Annotated in this window: 22 protein-coding genes and 1 pseudogene; 13 read left to right on the top strand and 10 right to left on the bottom strand. The window is 66.4% G+C overall.

Annotated elements, in window-relative coordinates:
* Positions 1-2: 2 nt before the first annotated feature.
* Positions 3-461, bottom strand: a complete 459-nt coding sequence (locus tag TVB01_RS01340) for a YccF domain-containing protein (RefSeq protein WP_422453516.1) — start codon at positions 459-461, stop codon at positions 3-5.
* A gap of 83 nt (positions 462-544) precedes the next feature.
* Here TVB01_RS01340 and TVB01_RS01335 point away from each other — a divergent pair, with 83 nt between their 5' ends.
* The 3 genes from TVB01_RS01335 to TVB01_RS01325 are packed head-to-tail and all read left to right on the top strand — an operon-like array spanning position 545 to position 1,853.
* Complete coding sequence (locus TVB01_RS01335) at positions 545-1,018, top strand: pyridoxamine 5'-phosphate oxidase family protein (RefSeq protein WP_422453514.1); 474 nt, start codon at positions 545-547, stop codon at positions 1,016-1,018.
* A gap of 1 nt (position 1,019) precedes the next feature.
* The gene (locus TVB01_RS01330; RefSeq protein WP_422453513.1) at positions 1,020-1,589 is read left to right on the top strand and encodes a HutD family protein; all 570 of its coding nucleotides are present in this window, start codon (positions 1,020-1,022) and stop codon (positions 1,587-1,589) included.
* Positions 1,590-1,649: 60 nt separating this feature from the next.
* Complete coding sequence (locus TVB01_RS01325) at positions 1,650-1,853, top strand: hypothetical protein (RefSeq protein ID WP_422453512.1); 204 nt, start codon at positions 1,650-1,652, stop codon at positions 1,851-1,853.
* A 51-nt stretch (positions 1,854-1,904) separates the two neighbouring features.
* On the opposite strand, the gene TVB01_RS01320 is transcribed toward TVB01_RS01325, so the two are convergent.
* Positions 1,905-3,503, bottom strand: coding sequence for a DEAD/DEAH box helicase (locus TVB01_RS01320; protein WP_422453511.1), 1,599 nt, complete (start codon positions 3,501-3,503; stop codon positions 1,905-1,907).
* A gap of 279 nt (positions 3,504-3,782) precedes the next feature.
* Here TVB01_RS01320 and trmB point away from each other — a divergent pair, with 279 nt between their 5' ends.
* From trmB to TVB01_RS01290, 6 genes are all read left to right on the top strand, one after another.
* Positions 3,783-4,637, top strand: coding sequence for a tRNA (guanosine(46)-N7)-methyltransferase TrmB (trmB, locus tag TVB01_RS01315; protein WP_422453509.1), 855 nt, complete (start codon positions 3,783-3,785; stop codon positions 4,635-4,637).
* Between the two features lie 6 nt (positions 4,638-4,643).
* Complete coding sequence (locus tag TVB01_RS01310; protein ID WP_422453508.1) at positions 4,644-5,648, top strand: NYN domain-containing protein; 1,005 nt, start codon at positions 4,644-4,646, stop codon at positions 5,646-5,648.
* Positions 5,649-5,743: 95 nt separating this feature from the next.
* Positions 5,744-6,412, top strand: a complete 669-nt coding sequence (locus TVB01_RS01305; protein WP_422453507.1) for a hypothetical protein — start codon at positions 5,744-5,746, stop codon at positions 6,410-6,412.
* Complete coding sequence (locus TVB01_RS01300; RefSeq protein WP_422453505.1) at positions 6,405-6,701, top strand: transcriptional regulator; 297 nt, start codon at positions 6,405-6,407, stop codon at positions 6,699-6,701. Before TVB01_RS01305 ends, TVB01_RS01300 begins: the two co-directional genes overlap by 8 nt.
* A gap of 48 nt (positions 6,702-6,749) precedes the next feature.
* Complete coding sequence (locus tag TVB01_RS01295; protein ID WP_422453504.1) at positions 6,750-7,679, top strand: ABC transporter ATP-binding protein; 930 nt, start codon at positions 6,750-6,752, stop codon at positions 7,677-7,679.
* Complete coding sequence (locus TVB01_RS01290; RefSeq protein WP_422453502.1) at positions 7,676-8,497, top strand: ABC transporter permease; 822 nt, start codon at positions 7,676-7,678, stop codon at positions 8,495-8,497. Before TVB01_RS01295 ends, TVB01_RS01290 begins: the two co-directional genes overlap by 4 nt.
* 155 nt (positions 8,498-8,652) lie before the next feature.
* Here the strand turns inward: TVB01_RS01290 and TVB01_RS01285 are convergent.
* The 4 genes and pseudogenes from TVB01_RS01285 to dnaK all read right to left on the bottom strand — a co-directional run.
* Positions 8,653-9,030, bottom strand: a pseudogene (locus TVB01_RS01285) (heat shock protein transcriptional repressor HspR); the annotation flags it as partial.
* A gap of 66 nt (positions 9,031-9,096) precedes the next feature.
* Entirely contained in the window at positions 9,097-10,092 is a 996-nt protein-coding gene (locus TVB01_RS01280; RefSeq protein WP_422453500.1) for a DnaJ C-terminal domain-containing protein, read from the bottom strand.
* 99 nt (positions 10,093-10,191) lie between these two features.
* A complete protein-coding gene (locus tag TVB01_RS01275) occupies positions 10,192-10,812 on the bottom strand; it encodes a nucleotide exchange factor GrpE (protein WP_422453498.1) in 621 nt (206 codons plus the stop codon).
* Between the two features lie 2 nt (positions 10,813-10,814).
* Positions 10,815-12,692 carry a molecular chaperone DnaK gene (gene dnaK / locus TVB01_RS01270; RefSeq protein WP_422453496.1) on the bottom strand — a complete coding sequence of 626 codons (1,878 nt, stop codon included), beginning with the start codon at positions 12,690-12,692 and terminating at the stop codon, positions 10,815-10,817.
* Between the two features lie 234 nt (positions 12,693-12,926).
* Here dnaK and TVB01_RS01265 point away from each other — a divergent pair, with 234 nt between their 5' ends.
* From TVB01_RS01265 to TVB01_RS01255, 3 genes are read left to right on the top strand one after another with little or no spacing between them, the layout of a single operon-like run.
* Positions 12,927-13,727 carry a methyltransferase domain-containing protein gene (locus TVB01_RS01265; protein ID WP_422453494.1) on the top strand — a complete coding sequence of 267 codons (801 nt, stop codon included), beginning with the start codon at positions 12,927-12,929 and terminating at the stop codon, positions 13,725-13,727.
* A gap of 24 nt (positions 13,728-13,751) precedes the next feature.
* Positions 13,752-14,258, top strand: coding sequence for a low molecular weight protein-tyrosine-phosphatase (locus TVB01_RS01260; RefSeq protein WP_422453493.1), 507 nt, complete (start codon positions 13,752-13,754; stop codon positions 14,256-14,258).
* Positions 14,258-14,860, top strand: coding sequence for a uridine kinase family protein (locus TVB01_RS01255; protein WP_422453491.1), 603 nt, complete (start codon positions 14,258-14,260; stop codon positions 14,858-14,860). The genes TVB01_RS01260 and TVB01_RS01255 overlap by 1 nt, the downstream gene beginning before the upstream one ends.
* Before the next feature lie 25 nt (positions 14,861-14,885).
* On the opposite strand, the gene cls is transcribed toward TVB01_RS01255, so the two are convergent.
* Complete coding sequence (gene cls, locus TVB01_RS01250) at positions 14,886-16,352, bottom strand: cardiolipin synthase (protein ID WP_422453489.1); 1,467 nt, start codon at positions 16,350-16,352, stop codon at positions 14,886-14,888.
* 91 nt (positions 16,353-16,443) lie between these two features.
* Between cls and TVB01_RS01245 the strand changes: the two genes are divergently transcribed.
* Positions 16,444-17,319 (top strand): aminodeoxychorismate lyase, encoded by an 876-nt coding sequence (locus TVB01_RS01245; RefSeq protein WP_422453487.1) that lies wholly within the window; start codon positions 16,444-16,446, stop codon positions 17,317-17,319.
* A 5-nt stretch (positions 17,320-17,324) separates the two neighbouring features.
* On the opposite strand, the gene TVB01_RS01240 is transcribed toward TVB01_RS01245, so the two are convergent.
* Genes TVB01_RS01240 through TVB01_RS01230 form a run of 3 tightly spaced genes read right to left on the bottom strand, consistent with a single transcriptional unit; the run spans position 17,325 to position 20,298 of the window.
* The gene (locus TVB01_RS01240) at positions 17,325-18,140 is read right to left on the bottom strand and encodes an energy-coupling factor transporter transmembrane component T family protein (RefSeq protein WP_422453485.1); all 816 of its coding nucleotides are present in this window, start codon (positions 18,138-18,140) and stop codon (positions 17,325-17,327) included.
* Positions 18,137-19,696 carry an ABC transporter ATP-binding protein gene (locus tag TVB01_RS01235; protein WP_422453484.1) on the bottom strand — a complete coding sequence of 520 codons (1,560 nt, stop codon included), beginning with the start codon at positions 19,694-19,696 and terminating at the stop codon, positions 18,137-18,139. The genes TVB01_RS01240 and TVB01_RS01235 overlap by 4 nt, the downstream gene beginning before the upstream one ends.
* 2 nt (positions 19,697-19,698) lie before the next feature.
* Positions 19,699-20,298, bottom strand: a complete 600-nt coding sequence (locus tag TVB01_RS01230) for an ECF transporter S component (protein WP_227894024.1) — start codon at positions 20,296-20,298, stop codon at positions 19,699-19,701.
* Positions 20,299-20,314 lie beyond the last annotated feature (16 nt).

The raw sequence follows: 20,314 nt of genomic DNA, 5'->3' as shown, positions 1-20,314 counted from the left end.
CCTTAGCGGCCGAAGGGAGCCGGCCCGGGGCCTCCGGGATAGGCAGCGTACGGCGTCCGGGAGTTGTAGGGAACGAGTCCGGGCCCCGAGGTGGGAACAATCCGCTTGCCGAGGGGAACCAGCGAAATAGGAATCATCTTGAGGTTCGCAATGCCCAGCGGAATGCCGATGATGCTCATGAACATCGGGATGGCGGTCAGGACATGCCCGATGGCAATCCAGATGCCTGCGAAGACCAGCCAAATCACGTTTCCGAGGGTGGCAAGAACCCCGGTCCCCCGCCCGCTGTCGATCACGGTGCGGCCAAAGGGCCAGAGGGCGTAGGACGCGATTCGGAAAGACGCGATGCCGAACGGAATGGTCACGATCAGCAGGCAGCACACAATGCCGGCGGCCACATAGCCAAGGGCCAGCCAGACACCGCCGAACAGGAGCCAGATGACGTTCAGGATTGCCTTCATGACCCTATTGTTCTCCAGATGTCCTGTGGAGTCACGGCCGGCTCTCTTTCCCGGGCCGCCGCGGGTATGCCTAGACTGGGGGCATGCCGCGAACCAATGATGATGCCACGGTCCCCGTCGAGCTCGGAGCCAGCGAATGCTGGGACTACATCCGCCAGTCTTACGTGGGACGCCTCGCAGTGGTCTCCGGCGGCCGTCCCGAGATCTTTCCGATCAATTTCGCCGTGGACCACGGAACGGTGGTCTTCCGCAGTGCTGAGGGAACCAAGCTCTCCGCTGCGCTGGCCGACTCCCCCGTTGCCTTCGAGATCGACGGCTACGACGACCGTCTCGGTTTCGCCTGGAGCGTGGTGCTGAAGGGGAACGCATCGCGGCTCGAATCCGTCGAAGACGTCCTGGACTCGGCCGAGCTGGAGCTTTTCCCCTGGCAGGTGGGCGAGAAAAACCATTTCATCCGCATCGAGCCGGAAGAGACCTCCGGCCGCCGTTTCCTGATCAACAACGCCGCACGCCGCCATGTCCTCGCGGCACGCCGCCGCCAGGCGTTCACCGAATAGCATGCCCGCTCCAGTCTTGAGCTTCGCCGCTCTTCCGTCCCGGTCCTGGGGCAGCAATTCCGGACGTGCCAAGGATCTGGCCACCGGACCCGCCGGCCCCTCGGGCACCCCCGGCTGGCGCCTGTCCGCCGCAACCATCGAGAAGTCCGGCCCGTTCACATCCTTCGAGGACACGGACCGGATCACCGTCCCGGTGGAGGGCGAACTGCTGCTCCTGAACGTGGACGGCACCGAGCACGCCATGGAAAGGCTGCGCCCGCTTCGCTACCCCGGCGACGTACCGGTTCAGGCGTCCCTGCCCACCGGTGAGGTGACGGTACTGAACACGTTCGTGGACCGGAACAGCTACGGAGCCGCCGTCATGGTGGTGGAACTGTCCAAGAAGAATCCGCCGTCCCTCGGCCCGGACCAGTTTCTGGTGCTGCTCCAGGGGTCTGCCAAGGCCGTGCTTGATGGCGGAAGCCGCACCGAAGACCTCGAGCTCCTGGACACCGTTGCCGGCGGGAAAGACCGGCCCCAGGTGCTCGGCCGCGGTTTTGCCGCCGTCGTGAGTTTCTACCCGCTGGACTAAGCCGCATTCAGACCCCCAAGGTGGCTGTGCCGGGGGTCCGGGCCTGCCTAGCATCAAGGCATGAGCACATCACCGACGTCACTGAACGAACTGCCCCGGATCGGGGCGCCGGCGTCCCGGGGGCTTGGTGCCGCGGGTTTCACCACGCTTCGCCAGCTTGCCGGCATGCCGCGGCAGGAGCTCGCCCAGCTGCACGGTGTGGGACCAAAAGCCCTGGACATCATTGAAGCCGCCCTGGGTGAACACGGACTGAGCCTCACATAACAAAGGCCCTGCACCCGAAACCGGGTACAGGGCCTTTGTGATGCGCTGTGGTTAGCGGCCGCGGCGTTCGTTCGACGCCGGTGCAGTGGCGCGGCGGGGACCGGAGGAGCGGGCCGGACGGGCTGCGCCTGCCGGAGCTGCCGAACGGGTCCCGGCGGAGCGGTGCGTACCGGCAGCCGCGACGTCGCCGCCGGCGCGCTGGCCGGTGGCGGGACGGCGGTTGCGGCCCTGCGAAGTGGCTGCGGCAGCCGATCCGCGGCGGCCCTCGGGGCTGCGCTGGGCGCGGGGCGCGTCAGCGGATGCCGTGCGCTCGGCCGAGACGCGTCCACGGCCGCCTGCACCGCCGCGTCCGCCGGCACGGGTACCGGTGCCGGAACGGGCTGCGCGCTTGCGCTGGGCATTGGCGCCGGTGGAGCGTCCTGCACCCTGCTGCGGGGACTTCGCGGCCAGCTGGGCTGCACGGACGTGCGGCTCCACTACGGCTGCGCGCTCACCGATGAGCTTGGCGATGGATGGGGAATTGTGGGAGACCTTCTCGATCGAGACGTCGACGCCGGCAGCCTTCATCAGCTTGGATACCTCGCCCTTCTGCTCGGGCAGGGTCACCGTAACAACGGTTCCGTCCGAACCGGCACGCGCAGTGCGGCCGGAGCGGTGCAGGTATGCCTTGTGCTCCGTCGGCGGGTCAATGTGGACAACCAGCTCGACGTCGTTCACGTGGACACCGCGGGCGGCTACGTCGGTGGCGACGAGGACGCGGACGTCGCCGGAGGCGAACTCGGCCAGGTTCCGGTCACGGGCATTCTGCGAAAGGTTGCCGTGCAGGTCGACGGTGGGGATGCCGCTGTCCGTGAGGAACTTGGCCATCTTCCGGGCGTGGTGCTTGGTGCGCATGAACATGATGCGGCGGCCCTGGCCGGACGCCAGTTCCTTCACCAGCAGCTTCTTGGCCGTCTGGTCCTGGACCAGCAGCACGTGGTGTTCCATGGTGGACACCGCTGCCTGCGGCTCGTCCACGGAGTGGGTCAGCGGGTTGGAGAGGTAGCGGCGGACCAGCTTGTCCACACCGTTGTCCAAGGTGGCGGAGAAGAGCATGCGCTGGCCCTTTTCCGGGGTGCGGTCCAGCAGGCGCTGGACGACCGGAAGGAACCCAAGGTCGGCCATGTGGTCGGCTTCGTCCAGCACGGTGATTTCCACGGCGTCCAGGCTGATGACCTTCTGCTTCATCAGGTCCTCGAGCCGGCCGGGGCAGGCAATGACAATGTCGACGCCGGCGCCCAGAGCCTTTTCCTGGCGCTGCTGGGACACGCCGCCGTAGATGACGGTGGTGTTCAGGCCCAGCTCTGCGGCGAGGGGTTCGATGACGTTGTTGATCTGGGTCGCAAGTTCACGCGTCGGCGCCAGGACCAGACCCAGGGGGCGGTTCGGGCGGCGGCGGTAGGCAGCTTCGGCCTCCGCCAGGCGGGTCACCAGCGGCAGGGAGAAGGCGAGGGTCTTGCCGGAACCGGTCCGGCCGCGCCCCAGGACATCCCGGCCTTTGAGGGTATCGGGAAGGGTTTCCACCTGGATGGGGAACGGCTCTGCGATTCCCTGGGCGGAGAGGGTGGAAACAAGTGCCTTGGGTACGCCAAGTGCAGCAAAAGTGGTCATGAAAAGACGGCAACTTTCGGTAAGTGGCCCCCTAAGCCGTGTGGCGCAGAGGGTTCGCCGAAGAAAAGTCAGACAGTGTCCACCGCCTCGGCCAACGGATTCAGCCGGCGGGACAAAAGAAAGCGTTCATCGACGCAGGTTGCGCTGCTTACACACGCGGCTTTTAGGCGCGGCAGTCGCAACAACTTGCCCCAGTTTACCGGATGAGCCCCAGTAACCTAATCGGCGGCCCCGCGGCGGGACAGCCGCATCCTTAGCACCCGGTTAGCATTAACGGTGATGACTACTGAACCAGCCCTTCCCGTTTCTGACGACGCCGACGGCGCGGAAGGCCCGGGAACACAGCATTTCCGTGCGCCGGTGTCCTTCGTCCGCCGGGGTTCCCGGCTTCAGGGACGACGCCAGCAGGCCTGGGACGAACTCTCCGACGTCTTCGTGATCGACGTCCCCCGTGTCTCGTCCGACACCTCCGTGGATCCGGGCTACGTGTTCGACGCCGAAGCCGCCTTTGGCCGCAAGGCACCCCTCGTCGTCGAGATTGGTTCCGGCCTCGGGGAAGCCATCACCCACGCTGCCGAGCAGGACCCGGACCGGAACTACCTGGCGGTGGAGGTCTACCTTCCCGGCCTGGCCCAGACTCTGCAGCGCATTGGGCAGAAGAGCCTGACCAACGTCCGGGTAGTGCAGGCGAATGCTCCCGAGGTCCTTTCCACCATGCTGCCTGCCGGTTCGGTTGATGAACTCTGGGTGTTCTTCCCGGACCCCTGGCACAAGACCCGTCACCACAAGCGCCGGATGGTGAAGGATTCCTTCGCTGAGCTGGCGGCCCGGGCCCTGGTCCCGGGCGGCCTGTGGCGCCTCGCCACCGACTGGTCCGACTATGCGGTGCAGATGCGCGATGTCCTGGATGCCTGCCCCTCCTTCGAGAGCCTGCATGCCGGCGAGCGCGCCGGCGCCGAAAGTCCGCTGACCCAGGTGCGCGCCCGCGGACTGGAAGGCAAGGAAGCCTGCGACGACGCTGACACCCGCGGCGGCTGGGCCCCGCGGTTCGAAGGCCGCATCCTCACGAGCTTCGAGAACAAGGCCCACCAGGCAAACCGCCTCATCTTCGACCTGACCTACCGACGGATCTGATTCCCCATGACTGAACCAAACGACGCGCGGGTTGGCCTCTACATCGATTTCGATAACATCGTTATCTCCCGTTATCAGCAGCTGCACGGCCGGAACGCGTTCCAGCGTGACGGCATCCGCGATTTCGACCGCTCGAGCCGGGACGCGGACCCCGAAATCAGCGCCAAGCTCACCGCTGCGACCGTCGACTTCAACGCCATCATCGACTTCGCTGCCTCCTTTGGCACCTTGGTTGTCAACCGCGCCTATGCGGACTGGTCCGTGCCGGTCAACGCCAGCTACCAGCGTCAGCTGATGTCCCGTGCCGTGGACCTCACGCAGCTGTTCACCACCACCACGCGGGGAACCAAGAACGGTGCGGACATCCGCTTGGCGGTGGACGTCGTCGAAGACCTGTTCCGCCTCCCCGACCTCACCCACGTCATTATTGTTGCCGGGGATTCGGACTACATTGCCCTGGCCCAGAAGTCCAAGCGCCTGGGCCGTTTCGTGGTGGGCATCGGTGTTGCCGGCTCCACCAGCACGTCCCTCGCAGCAGCCTGCGACGAGTTCGAAGACTACGATTCGCTGCCCGGCATCGACCGGGCACCCGCTGCTGCAGCTGCGGAGCGGCCAACCCCGGATCGGAAATCGCCGGCACCGGCGCAGGCTCCCCGCGAGACCCCGGACACGCCCCGCAAGCTCACCACGATCCCCATGTTCTCCCACACCGAAGACATGCAGTTCGAGGAAGCCGACCCGGCCGAGGATATTGATCCACAGACCCTGGCCACGGAATTGCTGGTGCGCGCGCTGCAGATCGGCCATGCGAAGGGCGACGCCGACGAATGGCTGAACACGGGAACGATCAAGAACCAGATGCGCCGAATGGACCCTTCCTTCAATGAGAAGCCCCTCGGTTTTCGGTCCTTCACCGACTTCCTCTCGTCGCACGCGGATCTTGCCGAACTCCGGGAAGACGGTTCGCAGCGGCTGATCCGACTCCGCCCGGAGAGCGGCGCCAGCCACTGAGCCGGCGGCCCGGCACTCCCCCGTATCGGCACACTCCGAAAAATGACCGGCAAAACCCCTTCCCACAAAGCAGTTTGTGATGCAAACTACTTTGCATGAGTTCACTTTCGGGAAACACCCCGCCTGCACCGACGGATGAGTCACTGGACCTGCGGGCGGCGCTGGCCGTAGTGCAGGACGCCGAACGGTCCGCGCGCCGCGGCCTCACCGGCAACACGGCACTGGTCTACCTGTTGTGGGGCGTCACCTGGATCGTCGGGTACGGCGCCTTATGGGGCACGCAGCAGGACTGGCTGCCGCTGGAACCGACGACGGCGCTCATCATCCTCGCTGCAGCGCTTGCGGCTGCCACCGCCTCCACCATCGTGATCTTTGTTCGCGGCAGCCGCGGCCTGCGCGGAGAGTCTGCCTTCCAAGGCGCCATGTACGGAACGGCCTGGGCCCTCGGATTCACCGTCATGGGAGCGCTGAGCGCCGTCATCGGCAGGGCGGTCGACGATTTCTGGCTCCGCGGAATGCTCATCAACTGCATTTCGATCCTCATCGTGGGACTGCTGTACATCACCGGAGGAACAACCTTCAACGACCGCGCACAGTCTTTCCTGGGAATCTGGCTGCTGGTCGTCACCACTGCCGCGCTGGTCTCCGGCCCGGAGTACTTCCTGGCCGTCTTCCTCTTCCTGGGCTCCACCGGGATGCTGGCCGGCGCCGTCGTCGAGCATCTGCGCACCCGCCGGCGCCGGAGCGGACCGTCCCATGCCTGAACTGGACCCCGTTATCCACGCTGAATCCCGGCTGCGCGCCCTGACAATGCTCAACGAAGTCGGAGAGAACAACCAGATCGCCTTCACTAAGCTGCAGAAGATGCTGGAGATGACGGCAGGCAACCTCTCCACCCACCTGCGCAAGCTTGAATCGGCCGGCTATGCGGAAGTCACCAAGACCATCGAGGGCCGCACTCCCGCCACGTACGTCGGCATCACTCCCGAGGGCCGGGCTGCCTACGCGCGCTACCGCAAGAACCTGAACGACCTGCTCTCCGGGCTCTCTTAGCCACGCCGAGCCCCGTCCCGTCCGGTCCCGTCCCGAGGAGACACTCCGATGACCGCTCTTCCCACTGGTACACGACACGTCCTGGCCCGCGCCTACGGCGTCAGCAAGAGCTATGGCTCAACGACCGCACTGGACGGGGTCGACTTTTCCGTCACGGCCGGGGAGACGGTTGGCCTGCTGGGGCCCAACGGTGCCGGCAAATCAACGCTGCTGAACCTGCTCAGCGGGCTGCGGCAGCCGGACTCCGGCCGGGTGGAACTCTTCGGCCAGGATCCCCGGAACCCGCCGGCACGCCAGGGCCTGGGCACAACGCCCCAGGCTACCTCGGTACCCGCGACCCTGCGGGTGCGCGAGACGGTGGATTTCGTCGGCTCGCACTACGCCGATCCAGTGCCTACCGCGGAGCTGCTGGAGGGATTCGGGCTGGGCGCCGTGGCCGGCAAGCAGTGCGGCGGGCTCTCCGGCGGCCAGCAGCGCCGCCTCCTGGTGGCACTGGCCCTGGTAGGGCGCCCGCGGCTGGTGATTCTGGATGAACCCACTACCGGACTGGACGTGGAGGCGCGGGAGAACCTGTGGGAACGGCTGGCGGATTACCGGGCAGGCGGCGGAACGCTGCTGATCACCAGTCATTACCTCGATGAGATCCAGACACTCGCAAGCCGGGTAGTGGTCATCAACGACGGCTCCGTGGTGGCCGACGGCGATGTGGATGCCATCCGCAGCAGGGTCAGCGTCAGCCGCGTCTCATTCCACACGTCCCTGCCGCCGTCGTACTTCGCGGCGCAGCCGCATACCGTGTCGGCCAGCCTGTCAGCTTCAGGTGCCACCACGGTACTGACGAACGACGCCGATGACACGGTCCGCAGGCTGGTGCAGGAAAACGTTGATTTCCGCGGGCTTGAGGTGCACGCCGCCAGCCTGGAAGAAGCCTTTATCTCGCTGACCCATTCCACCGCCGAACGGAAGGCAAGCCGATGACCGGCACCCAGGCAGTTCACCCGCCCACCATCCCGGCGGCCAGCAAACCGCTGTTCGAGCTGGTCCGCATTCATACCAGGGCCCAGGTCCTCGAACAGCTGCGCATCCCGGTGGCCGTTCTGTCCTCCACGGTCTTCCCGACCCTGGCCCTGGTGTTTTTCGTGCTGCCGCAGACCGCGGTAACGTCCAACCCGCAGGCCTCGCTGATGGCGATCGCCCAGCTGGCAGTCTTCGGGGTCATGAGCGCGTTCCTGTTCAACTACGGGATAGGCGTGGCCGAGGAACGGGCCAATCCTTGGAGCAGCTACGTCCGGACGCTGCCCGTCGGCGCCTTTCCTGCCACCGTGGCACGGGCAGTCACCGCCATGATGTTCGCGTTCTTCGCGCTGATCCCGGTGCTGGCGGTCGGTGCCACCACCACCGCCGGACTGCAGCTTTACATGGACGGAACCCTGTCCTGGTGGCGCCTTCCCGCCTCGGTGCTGGTGTGGCTGCTGTGCGGGCTTCCCTTCCTGTTCCTTGGACTGCTGGTCGGTTACCTGTGCACGTCCAAAGTGGCCATTGCGGTGACGCAGGTGGTCTTCTTTCCGCTGGCCTTCGCCGGCGGCATGATGCTTCCGCCGGAGATCTTCTCACCCGGCCTGAACACCTTCTCGCAGTTCCTGCCGTCGCGGGCCGCGCGTGATATTTCCGTCTCAGCGTTGTCCGGGGAAGCCCTGCCCGCAACCTCGGTCGTCTGCTTCCTTGCCTGGACCGCCCTGCTGTGCGCCGGCGCGGTGTGGGCAAACCGGAGGGATCAGGGACGCCGTTTCCGCTAGCCCTGGCTGGAGCGGAAGAAGTCGCCCCGGTCTGCGGTGTAACCCAGTTCGGTTTCCACCGCGTGGCCCTTGCCTGCCGGGAGCGCCATGACCCGCCGGCTGCGCGCCACCAGGGTCGCGAGCCCAAGCTGTTTGCCGGCCGGCTTGGCTGCCGGGGGCCGCTGCCCGCGGTTGAGCGTGACGACGTCGCCCGCCAACCCGGCAGCGAAGATCCGGCCCATGTCGCTGCTGCGCTGCTGGATCTGGTCCAGCTCGGCGGAGAGCTGGTCCACCCGTTCGCGCAGCCCGGAGACCTGCTGCTGCAGCTGCATGATGCGCTTGATCCCTTCGAGGGAAACACCCTCCTGCGAAAGCCGTTGGACCTCACGGAGCATCTCGATGTCCCGCTGGGAGTAGCGGCGTGACCGGCCCGGGGCCCTGCTCGGACTCACAATCCCCAGCCGGTCATACTGGCGCAGGGTCTGCGGATGCATGTCGGCCAGCTCAGCGGCAACAGAGATCACGAAGATGGGTGCGTTGACGTCGATGCCCATTGCCCTCTCCTTCTCTGCCTGGTTGTTGTCATAGTAGCCGTGCCGCCGGTCGTGCAGCCGCTGCCCCTAGAGGCGCGCCTTCGCTGCGAGCCCGGCCCGCGGGTCTTCGCCCTTGGTCGCTGCGGCGAACGCCTCGACCGCAGCCTTGGCGTCCTTGTTCAGATGCGACGGAACGGCGACGTCGATGGTCACCAGCAGGTCGCCGTCGCCCTTGGACGTGTGGACGCCGCGGCCCTTGACCCGGAGGGTCCGCCCGGAGGGGGTTCCTGCGGGGACCTTCAGCTTGACCCTGTCCGCCGTGAGGGTCGGGACCTCGATCGTGGCGCCCAGGGCGGCTTCCGGGAAGGAAACCGGCACGTGGATCCGGATGTTGTTGCCGTCCCGCACAAAGAAGTCGTGTGGCGTGACGTGCACGGTGACCATCAGGTCTCCGTTGCCCGCTGCGCCGGGCTGGCCCTTGCCGCGCACCCGGATCCGCTGGCCGTCCTTGACGCCGGCGGGAACCCGGACCTCCACGACCTCCCCGCTGGGTTCACGGAGGCCAATGACCGTTCCATTGATGGACCCTGCAAAGGAAATGGTGGTGCTGGCCGTCCGGTCGGCGCCCTTCTGGGGCGGAGCCGAGCCAAACCCGCCTCCCCCGCCGAAGCCGCCGCCGCCAAACAGGTCAGCGAACTCGGGAGGAATGTTGCTGCCGGTGCTGTAGGTATTGCGGGTGCGGCTGCGTCCGGCAGACTGCCCGAACAATCCGCCGAAAATGTCTTCGAATCCGGCGCCGGCTCCGCCTGCGGGGCCTGCGCCGCCGCCTGCCGAGAACCTGGCGCCGCTCCCCATCGCGCGGATGGCGTCATACTGCTGCCGTTCTTCGGCATCGGACAGGACGGAGTATGCCTCGGAAACGTCCTTGAACATCTTTTCCGCCGCCGGATCATTCTGGTTCTGGTCCGGGTGGTACTTTCTCGCCAGCTTCCGGTACGACTTCTTGATGTCGGCGTCGGAAGCATCCTTGGGAACACCCAGAATCTTGTAGAAATCCTTGTCGACCCAATCCTGACTAGCCAATTGGTGTCCCCTTCTGTGTGTGGTGCTTGTGGTGCGCTGGAAACCGGAGATCCACCGGAGATGCCCGGGACCGCCAAACGGCGGTCCCGGGCATGCGGACTACTGCTCCGGTACGGAAACGATGACCTGTGCTGCACGCAGCACACGGTCGTTCGACTTGTAGCCGGTGCGAAGGATCTGCGTCACCGTGTCGAACTGCACGTCCGGGCTCTGCTGCTGGATCAGTGCCTCATGGATGTTCGGATCGAACTCCACTCCGGTTTCATCGATCCGGCCGAGGCCATAACCCTTGAGCGTGTTTTCCAGCTTGACGGCGATGGACGCGAACGGACCTTCGGCGAGGTCCCCGTGCTGGCGGGCCGCATCGATGTCGTCCATGACCGGCAGGATCGAATTGAGCATTCCGATCACAGCCATTTCCCGGGCAACATCACGGTCCCGCTCCACACGCCGGCGGTAGTTCACGTACTCCGCCTGAAGGCGGAGCAGGTCGTTGCGCAGTTCCGCGGCTTCGGGAGATCCAGCTTCAGCAGGTGCCTCGGCGCCCGCACTGTTCAGGATTTCCTCCGCCTGGGACAATGCATCTCCCTGGGCGTTGCTTCCCTCCGCAGCCGGCGCGGCGCCGGCCTCGGAGGAAGAAGCCTGCTGCGACTGCGGTTCCTGGTTCTCCTCCGGCTCGCCGCCGGGGGTCTGGTTTCCGTTGTCGTTTTCAGCAGCCATGATTACTTCTTTTCTTCGTCATCAACGACTTCGGCATCCACGATGTCCTCATCGTTGGAGTCCGAGCCGCCCGGAGTGCCTTCACCCGCGGCGGACCCGCCTGCTGCACCGGAGTCGCCGGCAGCCTGTGCCTGCGAGTAGATGGCTTCGCCGAGCTTGGTCTGGGAAGCCTGCAGCTTCTCGAACGCGGTCTTCACCTCGTCGTCGTTGTCTGTGCCTTCCAGCGCCTTCTTCAACGCGTCGACGTCGCCCTTGACCTCGGACTTGACGTCCTCGGGCAGCTTGTCGTCGTTGTCGGTGAGGAGCTTCTCCACGGAGTAGGCCAGCTGCTCGGCGGAGTTGCGGACATCGGCGGCCTCGCGGCGCTTCTTGTCTTCGGCAGCGTGTTCTTCAGCTTCCCGGACCATGCGGTCGATGTCTTCCTTGGAGAGGGAAGAACCACCGGTGATGGTCATGGACTGTTCGGCACCCGTGCCCTTGTCCTTTGCGGAGACGTGAACGATGCCGTTGGCGTCGATATCGAAGGTGACCTCAACCTGCGGCACGCCGCGCGGAGCCGGCGCAATGCCGGTCAGCTCGAAGGTGCCCAGCGGCTTGTTGTCCCGGGTGAACTCACGCTCGCCCTGGAAGACCTGGATCGCCACGGACGGCTGGTTGTCATCAGCAGTCGTGAAGGTTTCGCTGCGCTTGGTCGGGATGGCCGTGTTGCGCTCGATCAGCTTGGTCATCACGCCGCCCTTGGTCTCAATACCGAGGGACAGCGGGGTGACGTCGATCAGCAGAACGTCCTTGCGCTCGCCCTTCAGCACACCGGCCTGCAGTGCGGCACCGACAGCAACAACCTCATCCGGGTTGACGCCCTTGTTCGGCTCCTGGCCGCCGGCCAGTTCCTTGACGAGCTCGGAGACGGCAGGCATACGGGTGGAACCGCCGACGAGGATGATGTGGTCGATGTCCGAAACCTTGATGCCGGCCTCGGAGATGACGTCGTGGAACGGCTTCTTGGTCCGGTCCAGCAGGTCCTTGGTGAGGTCCTGGAACTTGGCCCGGGAGAGGTGCTCGTCCAGGTGGACCGGACCTTCGGGGGTGACCGAGAGGTACTGCAGGGAGATGTTGGTGGAGGTAGCCGAGGACAGTTCCTTCTTGGCCTGCTCCGCGGCTTCCTTCAGGCGCTGCAGGGCAATCTTGTCCTTGGACAGGTCTGCGCCCTTGGCCTTGGCCTGCGCCAGCAGGTAGTCAACGATCCGCTGGTCCCAGTCGTCGCCGCCGAGGCGGTTGTCACCTGCGGTGGCGCGGACCTGGATGGTGGAGAAGTCGTCTTCGTCCTTGCCGACTTCGAGCAGGGAGACGTCGAACGTGCCGCCGCCGAGGTCGAAGACCAGGATGAGTTCATCTTCCTTGCCCTTGTCCAGACCGTAGGCCAGTGCGGCGGCGGTCGGCTCGTTCACGATGCGCAGGACGTTCAGGCCGGCAATTTCGCCGGCTTCCTTCGTTGCCTGGCGCTCGGCGTCATTGAAGTAGGCGGGGACAGTCACGACGGCGTCAGTGACCTTTTCACCCAGGTACGACTCGGCGTCGGCCTTCAGCTTCTGCAGGATACGGGCAGAGATTTCCTGGGCGGTGTACTTCTTGCCGTCAATGTCCACGCTCCAGTCGGTGCCCATATGGCGCTTGACGGAAGAAATGGTGCGGTCAATGTTGTTGACGGCCTGGCGCTTGGCGATCTCGCCGACCAGGACCTCACCGGACTTGGCGAAAGCAACAACCGACGGGGTGGTGCGGCCACCCTCGGCGTTGGCGATAACGGTGGGCTCACCGCCTTCGAGGACGGAGACGACGGAGTTCGTGGTTCCGAGGTCGATACCTACTGCACGTGACATATTTGCTTCCTCTTTCCTTGGAAATCGATGGCCCGCTGCCTGCGAAAGACGCCGGCAGCGGCCACCACTCGCGCCGCAGCGCATATTGAGCCTTCTGTACTCAACTTTACCGCGGCGTGCTTTTTTGTCAACAAACTTGAGTCGGCACGACTCAAGTTCTGAACCCGTCCGGCAGTGTGACACCGCATGACCGAAAGCAGGACACGTACCGCCCGTGCGGCGTATCGTCCTGCTATGCCCCAGGACACTTACTCCCACGGCCATCACCGCAGCGTCGTCAGCGCACACGCCACGCGAACCGCAGAAGACTCCGCTGCGTACCTCCTCCCGCATCTGTCAGCAGGGATGCGGATGCTCGACGTGGGCTGCGGCCCGGGGAGCATCACCGTGGACCTCGCCGCACAGGTGGCGCCCGGGCAGGTGACCGGCCTGGACCGGTCCGAAGAAGTGCTGGCGCAGGCAAGGCAGCTCGCGGCCGAACGCGGCGCGGACAACACGGAGTTCACCCCGGGGAATGTCTACGATCTTGAGTTCGCTGACGACACCTTCGACGTCGTGCATGCGCACCAGGTCCTGCAGCACCTCACCGACCCGGTGGCGGCGCTGCATGAGATGCGCCGGGTCACGCGCCCCGGCGGCATCGTGGCAGTGCGCGACGCTGATTTCCGCGCCATGAGCTGGTTCCCGCTGGTCCCGGAACTGGACGAATGGATGGAAACCTACCAGCGCATTGCCCGCGGCAACCGGGCCGAGCCCGACGCAGGCCGGCGGCTCGTGAGCTGGGCCCTGGAAGCGGGGTTCACCGAGGTGGAAGCATCGTCGTCGAACTGGCTGTACGCCAGCGAGGAACGGCGGCGCTGGCACGCAGGCACCTGGTCGCAGCGGGTCCTGCATTCAGCTTTCGCTGACCAGGCCCTGGACCTTGGGCTGTCACAGGAAGACCTGCAGCGGATCGCCGACGGGTGGCTGCGCTGGGGTGAGGCGCAGGACGGCTGGTTCCTGATGCCCAGCGGAGAGCTGCTGGCCCGGGCCTGAGTACTCCGTCGGTACGCTTAAACCATGTACCGCATCATCACGGTCTGCACCGGCAACATCTGCCGCTCCCCCATGGCCCAGTTCTGCCTCACCCGGGCGCTCCGCGACGCCGGACTTGAAGAGGGCGTGACCGTAGACTCGGCCGGTGTCAGCGGGTGGGAGGCCGGGCGCCCCATGGACCCCCGCACCGCAGCCGAACTGCAGAAGAACGGGTTCGGCGAACCCGCCCTGGACAGCTTCCGGGCAAGGGCCTTTGAACCGGAATGGTACCGGGACCGCAACCTCATCCTGGCTCTGGACTATGGCCACTTCACCCACCTGCAGGCCGAAGCGCCGGCCCGGGACCGCGGCAAAATCCGGATGCTGCGCAGTTTCGATCCGGCAGCCGCCGGCCTGCCGCCCCGGCAGCAGGGCATCGAGGACCCCTGGTACGGCGACATGTCCGGCTTTGACTCCTCCTACGCGCTGATCATGGCCGCCGTTCCCGGCGTCGTGGACTTCGTCCGCAGCGCACTGGCGGACGGTCCCTGATGCCGCGACCGTCCACGCGCCCGCTGCTGATCGGCATCGACGGATTCTCCGGCGCGGGCAAGACCACGCTGGCACGCGAACTGGCTGCCCGGCTTCGCGCCCACCGCAGCGTCGGAGTTTTCCATTTGGAGGATGTCTATCCCGGCTGGGACGGGCTTGCCGCGGGCATGGACTACTACCGCAGCACCGTCCTGAAGCCGCTGGCTGCCGGAGAAGTAGCGCATTGGCAGGCCTGGGACTGGCAGGCAGGCCGCTACGGGCTCCGGCGCACCACGGCGCCGGCAGAGATCGTGATCTTCGAGGGAGTGGGCGCGTCCCACCGCGCCGCGCGGCAGCTGCTGGACGCAGTGGTGTGGGTCGACGCTCCCGAAGCCGAACGGCGGGAACGGGCCCTGGCCCGCGACGGCGATACCTACGCTCCCCACTGGAACCGCTGGGCTGCCCAGGAAGCGCGGTGGGCAGCTGCTGATCCGGCCCAGGCCAGCGCCGACCTGCAGGTGGCGGCCGGGGATTCCACCGGGCGCGCTCCGCTGCACGCCGCTGTGCTGGGGGCCTTGGGGGCCTTGCCGCTGCCCGCCCCGGGACTCGGCCTGCCGCAGTGAGGGAGCGCGCCGGAGGACCAGCGCGTTACTGCAGCGTCGCCGTCAGCCTGGCGACGTTGTCCACGTAGCGCTGCCAGACGGGACGGTTCTTCCACTCGTCCAGGATCAGTTCCTTGGACAGGGACCTGTACGTGTCTTCGATCTTCCGCATCTTTTCCACGATGTCCCCGCCGAACATCATCATGGAGACCTCCAGGTTCAGCGAGAAGGAGCGCATATCCATGTTGGAGGACCCCAGGACGGCGACGTCGCTGTCCACGGTGAAGTGCTTGGCGTGCAGGACCAGCGGAGCAGGGTACTGCCAGATCCGGATACCGGCTTCCAGCAGTCCTTCGTAGTAGGAGCGCTGGGCATGGTCCACCAGGAACTGGTCGCCGCGCTCGGAGACGAACAGCTCCACCTGGACGCCGCGCTGCGCCGCCGTCGTAATGGCATAGAGGAGGGAATCATCCGGCACGAAGTACGGGCTGGTGATGGAGATCCGCTCCGACGCCGAATACAGCAGCGACGTGAACAGGCGGAGGTTGTTTTCGGTCGTGAATCCGGGTCCGGACGGAACCACCTGGCAGGTGATGTCGCCGGGCTTTGAGGTCCACTCGTACAGGCTCAGTTCCTGTTCGAGGTTCTCATCCGTTTCCATGTTCCAGTCGGTGGCAAACACAACGTTGATTTCATCCACCACCGGGCCTTCGAGCCGGCTCATGAGTTCCACCCAATTGCGCCCGATCCGGTGGTTTCTCGGCTTGCGGTAGCCCGGCTCCACCAGGTTCTGCGAGCCGGTGAAGCCGATCACGCCGTCCACCACCAGGATCTTTCGGTGGTTGCGGAGGTCCGGGCGCCGCCAATGGCCGCGCAGCGGCTGGATGGGCAGCATGCGGCGCCACAGGATTTTGCTGTCTTCGAGCTCCTTGAGAAGCTTCCGGTAACCCTTCACCCGCAGCGTTCCAATATGGTCGAACAGCAGGCGGACGGTGACCCCGCGCGCGGCTGCGTCCTTGAGCGCGGCAAAGAACTCGTGGGTGACGGCGTCGTAGCTCATGATGTAGAACTCGACGTGGACGTAGCGGGAGGCACCGCGGACCGCCTCGGTCATTTGGCGGATCGACTCTTCATAGTCGCGCTGGAGTTCCACGTTGTTACCGTCCAGGCTGGGGAAGGATCCCAGCCTCCGGTTCAGTTCGACGGCGGAGAGCACCCACTCCGGCCCGGAATAGGAGCTGGTCTCCGCGTCGAGTTCTCCCGTGTTCTCACGCACCGCCTTGCTGATTTCCGTTTGCCGCTGCACCCGCTGCTCGGACAGCCTGTGGTTGCCGAAGAGGGAAAACAGGATGATGCCCGGAACCGGGAGGAAGAAGATGCAGAGCAGCCAAGCCATCGCCGTCGTGGGCCTCCGGTTGCCCGGGACAACGCCGAGCGCAACAATCCGGATGCCGAAGTCCAGCACGGTCAGCGCAGTGGCCAGCCAGGCTGGAGCACTAACTGTCCACCACACGTTGTCTTATCCCTCCCGCCAACCCAAATATCTTCAGCCTAGTCGGAAGGGTGCCGCGGAACGTGTTCCCGCGCGGCACTAGGCTTGGCACATGACTGTTTTGGTGTTCCTGGACCCCGCGTTCCCCTCCGGCCGCGTTGCCGATGCTTCCGTTCCCCAGCTGCTGGCAACCGACCTCGGGGCCACCCGCGGAGACGGTGTCTTCGAATCGATGCTGGCGGTGGACGGCAAGCCGCGGAAAGTGTCCATGCACCTGGACCGGATGGCGGCCTCCGCAGCGGCGCTGGAACTTCCGTTCCCCGCTCCGGAGCAGTGGGAACCCGCCATCTCCACGGCCCTTGCCGAGTTCGGCCGCCTGCACGGGGAACCGCAGGCCGTGGTGAAGCTGATCCTGACCCGCGGCCCCGAAGGCGCGGACCAGCCAACCGCCTGGGTCCAGGCCTCCCCCGTCCCCGCCTCCAGCGCCCGGCAGCGGGAAGAAGGGCTGGACGTGCTCCTGCTGGACCGCGGCTATGACAGCACGGTTGCCGAGCACGCCCCGTGGCTGCTGCTGGGTTCCAAGACGCTGTCCTATGCGGTCAACATGGCCGCCATCCGCTACGCCCGCGGACACGGCGCCGACGACGTAATCTTCACGTCTTCGGACGGAAAAGTCCTCGAAGGTCCCACCTCCACGGTTGTCCTGGCCACGGTCCAGGACGGCATCAAGACCCTCCTGACGCCGGAGCTGGAGAGCGGGATCCTCCCCGGCACCACGCAGGGCGCGCTCTTCAAGGCCGCTGCAAGCGCCGGCTGGCAGCTGGGCTACGGCCCGTTGGAGCCTGTGCACCTCCACCAGGCCGACGGCGTGTGGCTGGTCTCCAGCATCCGCCTCCTGGCACCGGTGAAGTCGATCAACGCCGAACCCATCGCGGTGAGCCCCTCGCTCACAGCCGAACTCGCTGCCCTGGTGGAAACCGTCCTTTAGCCGTCCTAGCTAAGGATGAAGTTGAACGTCCCGGCTCCCACCGCGGCGGCCACGGCCGCTGCTGCGAGCCCGACGCCGTAGGCCAGTACCCAAGCATCGATGCGGCTGAACGTGGACGTCCGGGCCCAGGTCCGCGTCCCGCTGCCGAACCCGCGGGCTTCCATCGCCACGGCCAGGCGCGTCGCCCGGCGGATGGCCTGGACCAGCAGTGCCAGACCCTGGCCCAGGAAGTTCCGGAACCGTCCCAGCGGGGAGCTCGCGGCGTCGGCTCCCCTGGCGTGCCTGGCCAGTCCCAGCGTGCGCCATTCCTGGACGAGCAGGCCCACCAGCCGCATCGCGGCCAGCGCACCCAGGACGAACCGGGAGGGCAGGCGCAGCCGCTGGGCCAGCGCATCCGCCAGGTCCGTTGGATCGGTGGAGACCAGCAGGAAGATACCGGGAAGGGCGATGGCCAGTCCACGCAGCCCGATGGCGATTCCGGCCGTCACCGAGTCGGTGGTGAAAAGCAGCGGGCCGGCGTCGAGCAGAACCTCACCGGTTTTCTCCGCGAGCAGAGCTGTCCCCCATGCCCCGATGGCGGCGGCAATGAGCAGCGGCCACATCCGTTTCACCAGGGTCCAGGGGCCAATCCGCAGCAGCGGCAACAAGGCCAGCTCTCCGGCGAGGACAACAGTGGCGCTGACCCAGTCCACGGTCAGCAGTACCGCGGCCGTCACGGCAACCGCGGCGCCCAGCGTCGAGAGCGGATTCGCTGCCGACAGCCGTGAGGTGCGTCCGCCCGGACGTGCCTGCTCCCGGGGGCGCAGCACTGTGGCACTCATGCGGCTCCTCCCCCGGCGCCGCGGCCAGGGCCGCTGCTGGTTTCACTGCCGGTCCGGAGCTCTTCAGGCTGCGGAACGTCGCTCACCCGGCCGTTCGCCACCTGCAGGAGCCCACCGCCCAGCGCGGCGGTGAACTCGGCGTCGTGGGTTACTGAAACCACCGTGCATCCGTGCTCGTCCCGCTGCTCCGCGAGCAGCGTGACGAGTTCCCGCCAGGTGTTGGCGTCCTGTCCGAAGGTGGGTTCGTCCAGGATCAGGATGTCCGGAGCCGTGGCCAGCATGGTGGCCACGGACAGCCGCCGTTTCTCGCCGCCCGAGAGCGTAAAGGGATTGACCGTAAGCAGCTTTTCCAGTCCCAGCCGCTCGGCAAGACGGTCTGCCCGCCGCAGGCCTTCGGCTTCCGGGAGCCCGGCCCGGCGGGGGCCGAACGCCAGTTCGTCCCGCACGGAGCCGGTGAGGAACTGGTGTTCCGGTTCCTGGAACACGGTACCGATGCGGGTCACCAGCTGCGCGGACTTCCAGCCGGACGGGACAGACCCTGCTTCGCGGGCGAGGGCAGGGGACGCCGCAAGCTCCCCGCTGCGGGGACGGAGCAGCCCGCCCAGTGTGAGCGCCAGGGTGGATTTTCCGGCGCCGTTCGGTCCCGTGATGCCCAGGGCGGTTCCGGCCCTGAGCGTTACCTCTACGCCTGAAAGCACGGCCGGTCCCTTGGGCTGGCGGGCAACGTCCATGCCCCGTGCCGTGAGCAGCTCCGCTGCCCGGGGGTTCGGCGGCGGGGGCGGCGGGAAGACAGGATCCGCGCCGGGGAGCCACACCCCGGCAGTTGCCAGCCGGGAGCGGGTTTCCGCACCCGTGAGCACCGTGGCGGGCGGCCCGTCGGCCAGCAGTCCCCCGCCGGCGTCGAGCACTATCACCCGGTCCACCACATCCGCCCAGACTGCGACCCTGTGCTCCACCACGATCAGTGTGGCACCGGTGCGGTTCAGCACGCGGGCGACGGCGTCCCGGATTTCCAGTACGCCATCGGGGTCCAGGTTTGCGGTGGGCTCATCGAGGAGCAGCAGGCCCGGCTGCATGGTGAGGATCGATGCCAGGGCCAAGCGTTGCTTTTGTCCGCCGGAAAGCGCTGCCGTGGAATGGTCCAGCGAAACGTTGAGGCCAACGTCTTCGAGCGCGGTGTGGACGCGTTCCCAGATCTCGTTGCGCGCAATGCCCAGGTTCTCCGCCCCGAAGGCCACTTCATCCCCCACGCGGGACAGCACAATCTGTGCATCCGGGTCCTGCAGCAGCAGCCCGGCACGGCCGCGTGCGGCCTGCGGATGGACACCGTCGAGCGTCAGGGTTCCTGTCTCGGCGCCGCCGGTATCCTCACCCAGCACACCGGCGAGGGCGTGGAGCAGCGTGGATTTCCCGGCGCCGGAAGCGCCGAGCAGCAGGACCCGCTCCCCGGGCTGGATCTGGAAGTCCACCCCGGCGACGGCGGGTGACCTGCGCCCGGCATGACGCCAGCCCCATTGTGCCGCTGTCACCGCGGCTGGAGCCGTTCGGGAAACCATCGCTAGGCGTCCGCGGTGCGGCCGGCTGCGAAGGCAGAAAGCGCCCCGGTGCGTGCCAGCGACCGGACCGCCAGCCAAGACAGGAGCCCCGCGAGGACCAGTCCGGAGACTGCTGCGAAGAGCACGTACAGTGCCTGCCACTGGAAAGCCCATTCGGGCTTGTAGAGGATGGATTCGCTGACGCCCAGGAAGACTCCGGAGACCAGGCCCGCCAGCAGGGCGACGGGAAGGTTGAACTTCTTATACATAAAGAGCAGGAAGACCAGCTCGGCACCCAGCCCCTGGATCGCGCCGGAGAGCAGCACGGAGAGGCCGAACTGGGTTCCCAGGACTCCGGACACCGCTGAAGCAAGGACCTCGCAGTACAGGGCTGCCCCTGGCTTGCGGATGATCAGGGCGCCCAGGACGCCGGCAATCAGCCAGCCGCCGGTGTACAGTCCGCCAATCGGCGGGAAGGCCAGGACAATGGCTTCAACGCCGCCGTAGGCCAGCGACCAGGCCCAGAAGACGACGCCGACGGCGACGGCGACAACCGAGGCGACAACGATGTCCACCACGCGCCAGGACCAGCGGCTTCGGGTGGGTGGAAGTGTGTGCTGCATGGAAAGGTTCCTCCTG

It is taken from the genome of Arthrobacter sp. 7Tela_A1, assembly GCF_049311065.1.
In the GTDB taxonomy this organism is placed as follows: Bacteria; Actinomycetota; Actinomycetes; order Actinomycetales; family Micrococcaceae; genus Arthrobacter_B.
The sequence above is the reverse complement of the archived record's forward strand: the minus strand, read 5'-3'. Positions and strand labels throughout refer to the sequence as shown.